We start from the raw sequence: 13,562 nt of genomic DNA on the forward strand, positions 1-13,562 counted from the left end.
AATGAAAAATATTAACATAGAAGAAGTTTGGTCTAGTAGGTTATTGTATGAAAAACCCTATATTGTATTAAGTAAAAAGACAGGAGACGATATTTTAGAAAAGCTATTAGCAAAAAATCCTCTTTTTAAAATTCCTGAAAATGCAATTCTTTATGACGTTTTAGGCTGTTATCAAGATATACCAATTAATCATACTTATGATTTCATCTTTAAACGTAATAATATTGATGAAAATAATCATACGATGGCAATAATTAAGAATGTATATGCATTGGGAGCGAAAGAAATAGAGGTTGTACCCGCGACTTGGAGTGTAACGGCATTAATTGAGTTTCCGAACGGTATTCCTCCTTTAATTAAAAATAAAGAAGAAAAAGATCTTTTATATCTCTGCTCAAAAAAATTATGGGAAGAGTTGGTAAAAATTATTCCATGATATAAAAAATATTCTCGTACCGTTGAGAGCATCTTGCTTGTTGCAGCAAAATAATATAGAGATTAAAGAATATATGTTCATTGAAATAAAAAGAGTATGCAGTTTAATAAAAATTAAGCATAAAGGAAAAGGTACAAAGTTGAGTCACTTTTGTCACAGCGAGATTCTAGACAAGGGGCCATTAAATACAATATTAAAAAATAAAATCTGGCTATGGCGATTTTTTCAAAAATACAATTGGATTGTGAAGAGATAATTTTAAAGTGTTTGTTTCCTGTTTTGCCACTTATTCAGATACCTGATTGGGAACAAACCAAGAAATATTATAGTGTGAATCCTCAACATAAATTAAATTCTTTAATATTAAATGATAATCAAATAATAAGCGATTGTAGGACTTTGTGTGCTGATATATTATGCAACACAAAATTTGATATTTTATTTTCTCACAATGAAGTAGAAAAGTATGTTAAGACAGATGCCATTTTAGAATATGTATCTGTAAATAGGAGTTATGAGGTTGAATTATTACCGAAAGGCTACACAGGTTTTTGCATTATAAATTTCCCTAATGGACAACCTGAATTACTTAAAAAGTTAAGACCTGAAAAAGAAAATTATGATTTAACTAAATATGATACATTATATTTAACACAAAGTGCTGTTTTAGAAAGAATTTTAAATGAAAATGATAACGGTTCAGAAATTTAAATAAGATAAAAAATTTTTTAGCTCGCCCCCGCTTCCGCGCGAATCATTCGTGGGGCGGTATGCAGGTCAAAATCTAGTTTTTTATAAAGGTTTAATAAAATAAAAATGATTAGAGATTATAAATTTAATGATTCTGAGAGCGCAAGTAAGACTTACCACAAGAAAGGATTCGTGCGGGAGCGGGGGGAACATTTATTGAACCTTTAGTAACCAAATACAATTATAAATTTAATGATATAACAAAATCTTATGAAAAAATTAAATAGTATTAAATATGTATAATTCAAAAAAGACAGATTATACTTGGAAGAAATTGCCATTGATATTGGAATTAATATAGAGAAATGGTTAAATCAATATTGTAATATTCCATATAAAAAAGAGAGTTATATTGCTGAACATCCCGAATATGAGTTATATGAATTTAGTAAAGAGTACATTATTATTAGAGCTAAAGAAAGTATAATCACTAGTATAGAAATTTATCCCTATCAATTCCAAAGTAGTCCCTATTATAAAGGGGATATAATTGTATTCGATAAAAAATTAGAAGTTCCTTTTTTATCTAATGATGTGGAAAAATATTTTCCAGAAATAAAAGTTAAAAGACCTCCAAGCAAAGTAATTGATAGATTTTTGCCACGAGAAACTTTAGATTTTCCTATTAGTGAAACACTGAAAATAGAAGTATCTATGGGGAGAAGTCCAGAATTAGTAGGAAGTATAAGTTTAAAACATCTATAAACCCCGAGTATCACGAGAAACTTTCAAGTGATCGCAAAGAGAGTTAGTTCACGCTAAATGAAAAAAATAATATACGTTCATTGAAATTTAGTCTTTTAAAAGTTTGTTTAGAAGAAGGTAAGTAAACTATGATCAGGCTGTTTAGAGATAAATATAAGTGATTTAGATCGTTTGCACGAGCAAGATGCTCTCGCCAGCAGCGGGATATGTGTCCTAGTGTAAAAATTAGAGTTGTTACAAGTCCGAAATTACATTATTAAAATAAAAACTATGCAATACTTATCTTTTTTGACACATTATAAATCAGAAATTGGTAATTCAAAAGGAATTACAAGTGAAACAATAGATGAAATTGAAAATGAATTTCAACTAAAACTTCCATTGGCTTATAAAGAATACTTATTGAAGTTTGGTAGTCATACTGGTAACCTATTTGGTAGTTATTATATGACTTATCCTTCATTGAAAGAAAATAAGTCAGATGTTATTGAAATGATAAATTTTGATGATAGAAAAGCGGAAAATGAAAAACCTTTTATAAAAAAGAATTATTTCTTTTTTGGACAATGGCAAGGGTATATCTTTTATTTTTTTGATTGTGAATCAGGGAAAGATGATCCTGAGGTATACATTTTAAATGATGGATTAGAGATATTGAAATTCAAAAATACGTTTAGTGATTTTGTAAAAGATGAGGGGCTAAAATTGTTAATTAAATAACTATAGAAGTAATAATAAAGATAGTAAATATGGTTTTTGTAAAGAAAATTCAATTAAGTCAAGAGACTTTTCCGGTGAACAACTATGATGATGAAGTTCCTCTTACTTTTTATTGTAATGATAAAGGAGAGAAACATCAAGTAATCTTATCACTAAAAAAATCAATATCGCTTTATGAAGAAGTTATAGTTGAAAGAAATATAACTTATGAAGAGTTAGCAAAAATTGGGATTGATAAAATTGAAAATTTAGAAAAGGAAGATAGAAAACATGAGTATAGATATATAAAAACATTTTCTAGTACTTGTAATAAAGAATTTATAGTGATTTTCAATTTTAAAGAATATGGAGGGTATTATAGTTGTCGTGTTTTTGGAGTTGTAGAAATTGTTTAATAGAAGTAATGCAGGTATCACGAGCAAACTATTTATCTCCTAATTTTTGTAGCTTATTGAATAGTGTAATAAAAGAATTATGAAATTAGATGAAATAATTAAAATTGAAGATTTGTATCTTTTAAAGAATACTCACAGATATGAAATACAACTTATAGAGGGGCTTAAAAAAGACGTGCACTGGATTTTACTTTCGGATACGGAAAAACTAGAACTTAGAACAAAAGAATTAACGAAAAAATATATTTTTAAGAAGCATATTCTGATTTAATGATTTTATATGAAGAATCAATTGTAAAATTAAATAAACTCATAATTGAATTCTTAGACGAGGTTAGTTCAGTTGTTTTTAATCATGAAAATACATTAGGAGAAGAGTTTGTATTATTTCGCTTAAAAAATATGATGTATATAGAGTTATTCGCTCTAAATAAACGATTAAATCTTAAGGATTCAGGTCATGTACTTTTTGAAGAAGTTGTAGAGCCTATTTTTAATGAATTAGAAAATACAGCATTTTATATGCAATACAAATTGCAAGATTTAAGAGATACATATAAAAGTGTTTCAGATTTGTACAAAAAAGATCCGTATAAAAAATATTAGGATAATGAAATATAAAATTGAAAATTATGAATATTTTGATGAAAGAGCTGGTATGATAAAGATTGTTCCTTCTCTTTATATTGAAGATCATGAACAATATGGAGATTATTTTCTAACCGAAATATTGAATTTAAGTTTAGATTATTTAATTGAAATAGTATTTTATTTAGAACAGTTATTCGAAGGAAAGGAGGAACAATATGATTTTGGATATGAAGTTTATTCTATCGAATGCAAAAAAGATATATCTCAAGTTATAGATACATTTAATGAATGGAAATGTATAGCTGAAATTCCTACGGAAGAACTTTATGAATTGACCCGAGACTGGAGAAATTATTTAATTAAATTTCAAAATTGTTAATTTTTTAAAAATATAGATCAGTATGCTGAAAAACGTGTAGAGCTTTATTTAAGAAAGATATTGATTTTGTAAAGAAAAAATAACATTAAAAAGTGATTTACACTTTTTCCTATGCAAAATTTTTAAGGGATAATATATTTTCCGAGATATTAAAACTTTTAATCGAGGAAATTAAAATCTCTTCATAATGATATACCGTTTGATAAGAAAGATGAGTTTGTTAGTTATATTTTAGAATAAAAAGTAAAAAGTTTAATAATGATATGGAAATAGTAAGAAAATATAATTTAGTATCTCAAAGTTTTGTTACAGGATATGATGACATACCTTTTATACAGACTAACTATAAAGGTGATATTAAGTACAATGTATCTGTGGATGTATTCAGTACTGACTACGCAAAATCATTTTTTAAAAACTTTAATGTATCTGATTTATATGCAATTTATATTGAAGATGAGGGCGATCATTCGTATTATCTTAATTTAAATGTAATTTCAAAACATAGTTATTACGGTCAGGATATTATTGTAGTTAAAGCAGAGCTTAATTTTTTTATGAATATAGAGTATATCAATCGATCCGAAATATCTACGCCATTTTTTTTTAAGTCTTATAATTATGAAGAGTCAAAAATTAAAGAAATTTTAAATAGCTCCGTATGTGAAAAAGAAATTATTATGGGAAGCTTTAGAAAAAATATTGTCAAGATTGATGCTTTAAAATTTTTATTGAATATTGGAATTAGCAAGGCTATTAAATTCTACACCAATTTAACTGAAGCTCATATAGAAGATGTTTTAAAATTAAGACAAGATGTATTAGATATGGATGACGAATACATATCAAAAGTAGAAATAAGTTTACATTAAAAATGATATTGAAAAGCAAATAACGAAGCTGAGTCTCAAATTGATTACATAATGGAGGTTTATCAAAATGGAATATAAATATGGTATAGTATAGTTTATGAAAAATTGGTCAATAGATAGTTTGCAAGAAACATGGTATTTAGTTTCTAAATTGCATCAGGGACAAAAATATGGAGGAGACGAGGAAGGGCAACAAATTGAATATATAAATCATATAGGAAGTGTGGTATTTGAAATAATACAATCGTTTGAACATGATAAAACAATGAATGCTGACTTTTCTTTAACCTGTGCATTGTTACATGATACTATAGAAGACACTCAAATCACATATGATAAAATTAGAGATTTATTTGGAGTACAAGTAGCAAATGCAGTTAATGCTTTATCAAAAGATAGTACTATAAAAGATAAAGCACTTCAAATGGAGAATAGAATATGTAATTTGTATGCACCTCCTTATTATTGGACATTAGAAAGAAAAACAGAATACCATAAAGAATCTATACTTATTTATGATGCCTTAAAAGAAGGAAATACCTATTTAGCTAGTAGATTAAAAGAAAAAATAGATAATTATAAACAATTCTTTTAAACAAACGATAAACGTGAGGTTCAAACACAAACAACTCAATGCTGGACGTGATTGTTTTTGATAGTAGAAGTAACAGAATAAGATTATACTTTATGAGTACAACAAACAGTTTTAAAGGAATTATTTTATTAGCATTTATATGTTTTTCAACATTTTTTATTTTGTTGATTTCATTTGAGTTTTATGATAATTATAAAATTATATCCCATAGAACTAAAATAAAAAAAATAAAGGTCAAAATAGATTCATCGCAAACTTTAACAACAAGGAGCGGGAAATCATCATCAAGCTCTTCTACGATTAATTATTATTTTAAGAAAGGATTAATTTTATCAGTTCCGGAAACAAAGGGTTTTTTACTAGAATATGAAAATCCAACACAAGAAATTAATGACTATATGCAAAATAATAAGGACTCTTTAAATTTATGGATTTTAGACAACAAAGCTATAAAGTATGCTTATGATAATGAAAAAGAAATAAATGTTACGTTGGAAGAAAGTAATAATAAGATGATTATTTTTTATTATGTCCTTTATATAATTTCAATGTTAATCATAAAATTTAAATTTTAAAAATGAATTATAGTAATTAGCTTATTATTTTTTTTCCAAAAATAAACATAGGAACAGCATGATCCAAATCTTCTTGTAAAAGAAGATGAATCAGAGTTAACTTTTCCAATGTATGATTTTTTAAAAAACAAGAATATTAAATATTAAAACAAAGATTTAAGTTTTTTCGAAAAAAGCCTTAAAAAAATAATTATGAATAAAATCAATAAAAAATAAAAAAATAACACATGAAAAAAAATGTTTTCAACGTACTAATAATGCTAATCAGCGTTTGCAGTTTTGCACAAAAAATTAAGATAGACAAAGGAGAAATAAAACTGGATGAAAAAACTATTGGTTACGTAGAAGGTAAAAAGCCGGTTTTTAAAATATATAGTTTAGATAAAAGTGCTTCCATTACAGCAGAATTAAAAAATGCACCCAATGAGGATTCGATGAAGCTCCCGTGGATAGAGATTAAAAACGAAACCACTGGAAAAACAAATGAAATAGATTTTAAAAATAAGAGTAGAAAATTCAGTGCTTTTAATTATGACAGAAGTATCATCTATGAATTAATGGATAGAGGTTATTTCACCGCTGAGGGTTTAAATGTTGAGGCAATAGAAAATTTTCTAAATGGCGAATCAGCCGGTATAGCTGCAAAGCGTTTAGGAGTTCAGGGTGATGTCGATAATGCAAGCCGTCTGGCAGATACGTATCAGTTAGCAATTGATGATAATGGTGTCATTTACAGTATAAAAGCAAAAAATATAGATCCAAATGATAAGGCAATAGGTTTTATTAGAATGACTTCGCCATTTACAAATGGAGAATTAAAATACGATGTTTTAGATTTAGACAATCGATTGATAGCAACCTGGTATGCAAAAGCGGCAATGGTTTCAGGTTATGACAAATTTTTAAATCAGGAATTGATTACATGGGACAATAAAGTATTTAAAGCCACTTTTGATAATAGAGGAAATCCTATAGGATATAAAATGAGTAAAGATATCACGGCTATGAATGTTGTACGTGTACTTGTTGGAAACGGCTACAGTTTAGGGAGTCCAAATTTTGAAAACAGAAAATAAATTGAGTTAAAAATATAAAAAAAGAAAATGAAAAAGAGAATTTTATTAGTAGCAGTGTTGCAACTTTTTATGGTGTTTAATAGCTGTAGTTCAGATTCAGGAAGTGAAGATCCGGTAACAACGGATGATTTGCAAAAAGGAGAAATAAAAGCAGATTTTATTGCAAGATATAGTCCTGATGATTTTGTGATAAACAATGATGATACTGCTTTCTTTGTAGGACAATCATCTAATGATAAAGATTATATTATTAAATTTCAAAAGATTGATAAAAATGGAAATTTAACATTATTGAAAGGAATAACTAATATTAATTTATTATCAAGCAGATTAGCAGTTACGCCTACCGGAGATTTTTTGATAATAGCATATAATGATGAAAGTGAGGGTGATAAAATATTTCGTTTCGAGAACAACTACACAGACATAAATCTATTTTATATAATGAAACCAATAAGTTCTCCGTTTGCCAGTAAAATTAAGCTTACGGCAATCACTGAAAACAATGACAATACTTATTTTGTATTTGATCAGGGCAATAGACATATAAAACGATTTGTTCCGGAATTAAATACCGATGTTTTTGTTGCAGGTTCAGGAAAAAATGCAATTGTTGATGGAGCAGGTTTAGATGCCGGTTTTGGAAGCGTATCTAAAATAATTTCACATAATAATGCTTTATACCTTATAGATAATTTATATAGTGAAAATACTTTGGCCAGCTCTAATCTTCGAAAATTAGAGTATGTTAATAATCAATGGAAAGTCTCAACCTTACTTTCAACAACAGTTACTAATGATGCTTTTAGAGATATTATTTTTGATTCAAAAAATGATTTGTTAGTATTAAAAGGAAAAGGAATTTACAAGTTAAACCTTTTAGATAATACTTTGTCACTTTTTAAAGATGGAGAAATAAAAGTTGCTGCATTTGGTAAAAATTCTTCAACTAACATAACAGTTGATTTTAGTTCTCTTAAAAGTTTTAAGATTAAAAACAATGATTTGTATTTGGTAACAACAACTGATTTCATTAAAATTTCAGATTTCCAGACAAAATTTGCAGCTGTAGAAAAATAAAAAGATTTAAAAAAAAGACGGCAACCTCTAAAAGTTGTAGTGTTTAAAATAAACTGAATGAAAAAATATAGTAAGAAATGAAAAAGAGAATTTTATTAGTAGCAGTGTTGCAACTTTTTATAGTGTTTAATAGCTGTTCAGGTCCGGAGAGTGAGCCAGCAGTAACTCCGGAAGAACCACCGGTTGTTGTGATAAAAACAGCAAAATTAACGTCGTATTCTAAAAACTCAGGCGAAACTGGAGAAACAGTTAGTATATATGGGGAGAATTTTTCTGAAAAAGTAAGCGATACCAAAATTACTTTTGATGGCGTTGCAGCCACAATTGTTTCGGCAACAGCTACTGAAATTAAGTTTACAATACCTAAAACAGAAAAAGTCCTGCCAAAATTGCAGCTTACAATAGAGAACAGAACGATAAGTAATGAAATAAAAAACGATTACGAGGGGAATATAGGGATTCTTCCTGTTCATTCTTTGACAGAGTGGGTAGCTCAGGAAAATACCGCACAATATGATGTTGCACGAGGCAATATTCAAATGATTAATGACAAGATAGTGTATATAGCAGGGAGTCTAAGAACTTTTGATGGAGGTATTACATGGGGTCAATGGGCGAGAGGTGGTTTTAGTTTAGAGGCTCACGCTACTAAAAACGATGAAGGATGGGCCAGTTCAACTGAACTTACCAGAATGACCAAAATTAAAGCAGGTGGAGATTTAGGCAATAATATATTTGCCAATATAGCAAATACGACCGAAGTTTATTATTGCATCTACGTAGATGACAATATGAAAGACGGAACAGTTGTTACACAAAAAGGAAGAGTTTTTACAACATCTAACGGCGTTGATTTTACAAAAGTTTATGAACTAGAAGATGATACCGCTAATCTCTTTCAATCAACAAAAATTGATAACGACCACATGTGGGTAATTGGTTATAAAAAGATTAAAGATAAAGACGGCTTTAATCTTGAACGACCATTTATTTTATTCAAAAATAATACAACAGATGGATGGAAAGAATATCCGTTTGTTAATGAAGCGCCGGGTTATTATGCGCGAGAGATTTCCTTTGTTGATAAGCAAAATGGTTTTCTTTTAATTAATCATTACTACAATGCTTTATTAGATGTTAAACTATTTAAAACGAACAATGGTGGTGATTCCTGGAGCCAGATTTATGATGGTGAAATGTTCTCGAAGTTCACTTTTAAAGATGTAAATACAGGTTGGGCGATTTTAGACAATAAAATCTATAAAACAACAAATGGTGGTACTACCTGGACTTTAGACTATACGCACGACCAAACTATTGGAAATATCTCCTACAAAAACAATGTTGTTTGGGCTTTTTCTAAAGACAAGATAATCAAACGCTATTTATAATTTTTAGCAGGAAAATAAAAAGATTAAAAAAACATTACAGCCTTAAAAGCTGTAATGTTTTAAAATAAACTGAATGAAAAAAACTTTACTCTTACTCTTATTTATTGTTATTACCTCATGTTATCAGGAAACTTCAATAGCCATAGAAGGTGATTTTACGACGTCGTATGCCAACGATGACGAATCGATTCCTGTTATTATAAAAATAGACAATAAAATTACCGGTGCAGATCAATACGAATGGACATTTGAAGGAGGAAATCCGTCCAGTTCTTCTCAAAAAAATCCGGGCGAAATATTGTACAACAAACAAGGTACTTATACCATTAAATTAATAGCTACAAATGTAGATGGCGAGAGTAATGAATTTAGTAAAACAGTAGTAATAAAAGAGGGACTTAATATTGAGTTCTCACATGAAATCATCAAAAGCAATTATTCTCCTGTTGAGGTTGTTTTAAAAAACACAACTGTTGGGGAAGGATTAACTTTTAAATGGGATTTTCAGGATGGAATGCCAGCAGCTTTTACAGGTAAAACACCGCCAAATGTGGTATTTACAACGCCTGGTGAGCATACGATTACCTTAACGGTTTCTAATGGTTTTGAATCAGATAAACAAACACAGACCATAACTGTTGCGCCTTATTTGGTAAGTTTATTTTCGTATGAGCCTAAGTTTGAAGATGATGATTATGAAGCTCCGGTAACGATTAATTTTACTAATAAATCAATTAGTGCCACAAGTTACAAATGGACTTTTGAAGGCGGAACTCCCGCAAGTTCAACAGAACAAAATCCTATAGTAGTTTTTACAAATGCGGGTAATCATGAAGTTACATTAGAAGCTTTGAATGATAAAACGAACCAAATTTATAAATCAACTATTACCGTTTTACCGGATACTAATTTGCGCATTTTAACGAATGTTAAATTGGGAATAAATGCAGCACATAATAATAACAATATTGGTGCAATGTTCTCGACCGTAACAAGACAGGTTTATAAAGCAAATGAAATTAACGATCAGAACAGCAGTTTGATTGATATTGTTTTTCAGGGTTTAAATAACAATTTCACCTACAATAGATTCGTATCGCCGGATCAGGCAAATAATTATGGCTTTTTAGAATTAAAAAATGCACAAAGTACCATTTTTGTAAACTCTCAAAATTTATGCAGTTGTGGATTGAATTTTACCGAGGCTCAGTTTGATGCAATGGTAAACGATAGTCCAATAAAATCTTTAAATATAAATTATAGCGCAGCAGGAGCGCAGGAATTCGGGTTTACGTACCCCAGAATTATATTATTTAAAACACAAGACGGAAGAAAAGGAGCCATCAAAATTAAAGATATGGTAAAGAACGGCACAAGTTCTTATATTTTATGTGACATCAAAGTACAAAAACAATAACCAATACATGAAGAGAGAGAATAAAAAAATCTTGTTGTGGTTATGTATTGTTTTTGCCTGTTGTATTAGCAGGAAAGGATATGCGCAAGATGTAGATTTAGAGACTTTTTACAAACCAAATTTTAAAGTTACAGGTAGTGTAAACGCGAATGCGATGTATTATACTTCAAGTATGCCCAATGCACGTGAGCCTTTTACCTATTTGCTTTCAGGGAATTTGAATATTAGTGCTTTTAATTTTAGTGTTCCATTATTTTACAGCATTACCAATCAGGGAAAAAATTTAGGCTATACCGCCCCATTTGATTTTAACAGATTAAGTATTATGCCTAAATACAAGTGGGTTAAAGCCTATATAGGGAATGTAAGTATGACATTTTCGCCCTACACATTAAGCGGTTTTCCGTTTAAGGGAGTTGGTTTAGAACTTACGCCACAAAGCCCCTTTAAAATAACCTTGATGGGCGGACAATTGCTAAAAGCAGTTGAAGGTGACGATGCAATGGGAGGAATTCCGGTTTATCAGCGTAATGGTTACGGAGCTAAAATAGGTTTTGAACAGCAGCAATATAAAATTGGATGGATCGGTTTTTATGCAAAAGATAATTTGAATTCATTAAACTTAATAGATGATAAAGGAGTTACTCCAAAAGAAAACTTTGTAAACAGTTTGATTTTTAGTACCTCTTTGATTAAGAATTTAAATTTAAATGTTGAGTACGCTTTATCTGTTTTAACGGATGATACGAGAAATAAAAGTCTTTCGGGAGGAAATTTCAAGGATAAATTATTTTCCAGTAAAGAAAGCACCAGTTATTTGAACGCATTAAATGTCAATTTTGATTATAATATTCAAAAAAGCATTATTGGATTAACATATGAGCGTATTGATCCTAATTATAACACATTAGGAGCATTGTATTTTAATAATGATTTAGAAAATATAGCATTGCGATTTGCCCGCCCTTTTTATCAGGATAAAATTACTGTTTCGACTAGTTTAGGATATCAGAGGGATGATCTTGCAAAAGCAAAAAAGCAAGATACTAAACGCGTTGTTGGTTCCATAAATATGAATTACAGAGTAACAGACCAAATAAATTTTACAGGAAGTTATTCTAATTTTTCTACTTATACCAATAAAAAATTAGATCAGTTTGAGCTTATCAATAATCCAAACACAGTACAGGCTGATACCTTAGATTACAGGCAATTATCGCAAAATGCGAATATGAATATGTCATACTCTTTTGGAAAAAAGAGAAATCAAAATTTAAATTTCAATTATAGCATTGCGGGTCAGGCAAATGAGCAGGGAGGAGTAATACGAAGAGGACAGGCAAGTACCGTTCAGAATTATAATGTAGCACATTCGGTAAATTTTCTACAAACGAAAATTGGCTTAAACAGTTCTCTTAATTACACCAGTAATCAAGTAAGTCAAAACGATAATTCATCGGTTGGAGCCTCAGTTGGAGCTTCAAAAAAGTTATTCAAAGATAAGCTGAATACTAATGTGGGACTTCTGTACAATAGCTCTCAGGGAAATACTAATACAAGTTCAGTTTTTGGAGTAAAATTCAATAGTAGTTATTTATTGCTCGAACAGCATAATTTTAATATGAGTATTATTTCAATGTTTAGAAACAGTAGCAACGCTCAAAAATTTAATGATTTAACCGCTACATTAAACTATGCTTACTCCATTGATAAACTAAAATTACCGGCTAAAAAAGAGCCTAAAAAAGAAGAGAAAATTGTATCAGATCCTATTTTAAAAATTAAACATAAAGACAAAACGTACGAAGGAACAAGAAATGAAATTATAAAACAATTACAGGACCTTCAGCTGGCGTTACGACCAATGCCAAAAGAAGATTCAGATGAATTGCAACATTTATTGACCCTTACAACCCTGACTCCGGATGATAAAAGTTTTGAAGAAAAAGCTTTAGATTATTTAAAAGCGTACGATTTAAATAATGATATTTTAGACAGATATAACAAATATATCCTGGAAACAGTACAAAGTCTACGAGAAGATATGATTCGAAAAGATGAAGGATTCGAAAATGATTATGTCATGGCATTAGGAAGAGTGAATAAACACAAAATGCACGGCGTAAGTGAACAGGATGTGACCAATAAAACCAGCTATAATTCTTATTTAAAATTAGTCGAAAGAAAAAATAAAAAGTTACAGCCTTTATTAGTGCATCGATGGATGATTAATGAAATTTCGATCCTTGCGAATACATCTGCAGATGAAATTCATAAAAATGAAAACTTTTCAAATTTTAATAATCAGGAGTTAAGCCACTTCTTTAAAATGATGAAAGACAAAAAAACAGATGCAGAAATAGTAGAAGAATTAAAAATAAAACTAATTCCGTATTATCATGATTTAGCCCTTAAAAGTGTTAAAGATGATGAGGTTGAATTTAAATATTTAAAGAATAATTAAGGATCAAAGAATACAATTCTTTTAAATAAAAAAAGAAATTCGTAGATCATTTCAAAAATAGTTTGGATAAAATATAAAAAAGTTACTATGCTTTATTTTACAAAAAAACAGGATTA

At 29.1% G+C, this 13,562-nt stretch carries 16 protein-coding genes; all 16 read left to right on the forward strand.

Annotated features, from left to right (window positions below; all coding sequences use genetic code 11):
- Position 1 precedes the first annotated feature (1 nt).
- The 16 genes from KHA90_RS18570 to KHA90_RS18645 all read left to right on the forward strand — a co-directional run bounded on the left by KHA90_RS18570 (position 2) and on the right by KHA90_RS18645 (position 13,446).
- Positions 2-436 carry a hypothetical protein gene (locus KHA90_RS18570; protein WP_213304454.1) on the forward strand — a complete coding sequence of 145 codons (435 nt, stop codon included), beginning with the start codon at positions 2-4 and terminating at the stop codon, positions 434-436.
- Between the two features lie 213 nt (positions 437-649).
- A complete protein-coding gene (locus KHA90_RS18575) occupies positions 650-1,147 on the forward strand; it encodes a hypothetical protein (RefSeq protein WP_213304457.1) in 498 nt (165 codons plus the stop codon).
- Positions 1,148-1,450: 303 nt separating this feature from the next.
- A complete protein-coding gene (locus tag KHA90_RS18580) occupies positions 1,451-1,891 on the forward strand; it encodes a hypothetical protein (RefSeq protein ID WP_213304460.1) in 441 nt (146 codons plus the stop codon).
- Between the two features lie 270 nt (positions 1,892-2,161).
- Positions 2,162-2,611, forward strand: a complete 450-nt coding sequence (locus KHA90_RS18585; protein WP_213304462.1) for an SMI1/KNR4 family protein — start codon at positions 2,162-2,164, stop codon at positions 2,609-2,611.
- A gap of 29 nt (positions 2,612-2,640) precedes the next feature.
- A complete protein-coding gene (locus tag KHA90_RS18590) occupies positions 2,641-3,006 on the forward strand; it encodes a hypothetical protein (protein WP_213304465.1) in 366 nt (121 codons plus the stop codon).
- Positions 3,007-3,085: 79 nt separating this feature from the next.
- Positions 3,086-3,277, forward strand: a complete 192-nt coding sequence (locus KHA90_RS18595) for a hypothetical protein (protein WP_213304468.1) — start codon at positions 3,086-3,088, stop codon at positions 3,275-3,277.
- On the forward strand, positions 3,277-3,612 hold the full coding sequence (locus KHA90_RS18600) for a hypothetical protein (protein WP_213304471.1): 336 nt from the start codon (positions 3,277-3,279) through the stop codon (positions 3,610-3,612). Before KHA90_RS18595 ends, KHA90_RS18600 begins: the two co-directional genes overlap by 1 nt.
- Before the next feature lie 4 nt (positions 3,613-3,616).
- Positions 3,617-3,976, forward strand: coding sequence for a hypothetical protein (locus KHA90_RS18605; protein WP_213304474.1), 360 nt, complete (start codon positions 3,617-3,619; stop codon positions 3,974-3,976).
- Positions 3,977-4,239: 263 nt separating this feature from the next.
- Positions 4,240-4,848 carry a hypothetical protein gene (locus tag KHA90_RS18610; protein ID WP_213304476.1) on the forward strand — a complete coding sequence of 203 codons (609 nt, stop codon included), beginning with the start codon at positions 4,240-4,242 and terminating at the stop codon, positions 4,846-4,848.
- A 97-nt stretch (positions 4,849-4,945) separates the two neighbouring features.
- Positions 4,946-5,443: an HD domain-containing protein gene (locus KHA90_RS18615; RefSeq protein ID WP_213304479.1), complete on the forward strand. Its 498-nt coding sequence runs from the start codon at positions 4,946-4,948 to the stop codon at positions 5,441-5,443.
- 92 nt (positions 5,444-5,535) lie between these two features.
- Entirely contained in the window at positions 5,536-6,018 is a 483-nt protein-coding gene (locus tag KHA90_RS18620; RefSeq protein ID WP_213304482.1) for a hypothetical protein, read from the forward strand.
- Positions 6,019-6,245: 227 nt separating this feature from the next.
- Positions 6,246-7,094 (forward strand): hypothetical protein, encoded by an 849-nt coding sequence (locus KHA90_RS18625; protein ID WP_213304485.1) that lies wholly within the window; start codon positions 6,246-6,248, stop codon positions 7,092-7,094.
- 27 nt (positions 7,095-7,121) lie between these two features.
- Positions 7,122-8,174 carry a hypothetical protein gene (locus tag KHA90_RS18630; RefSeq protein WP_213304488.1) on the forward strand — a complete coding sequence of 351 codons (1,053 nt, stop codon included), beginning with the start codon at positions 7,122-7,124 and terminating at the stop codon, positions 8,172-8,174.
- A 77-nt stretch (positions 8,175-8,251) separates the two neighbouring features.
- On the forward strand, positions 8,252-9,565 hold the full coding sequence (locus tag KHA90_RS18635) for an IPT/TIG domain-containing protein (RefSeq protein ID WP_213304491.1): 1,314 nt from the start codon (positions 8,252-8,254) through the stop codon (positions 9,563-9,565).
- 73 nt (positions 9,566-9,638) lie between these two features.
- A complete protein-coding gene (locus KHA90_RS18640; RefSeq protein WP_213304495.1) occupies positions 9,639-10,982 on the forward strand; it encodes a PKD domain-containing protein in 1,344 nt (447 codons plus the stop codon).
- A 7-nt stretch (positions 10,983-10,989) separates the two neighbouring features.
- Positions 10,990-13,446 carry a hypothetical protein gene (locus KHA90_RS18645; protein ID WP_213304498.1) on the forward strand — a complete coding sequence of 819 codons (2,457 nt, stop codon included), beginning with the start codon at positions 10,990-10,992 and terminating at the stop codon, positions 13,444-13,446.
- Positions 13,447-13,562 lie beyond the last annotated feature (116 nt).

Origin of the sequence: Flavobacterium psychroterrae (assembly GCF_018380615.1) — a bacterium.
GTDB classification, from domain to species: domain Bacteria; phylum Bacteroidota; class Bacteroidia; order Flavobacteriales; family Flavobacteriaceae; genus Flavobacterium; species Flavobacterium psychroterrae.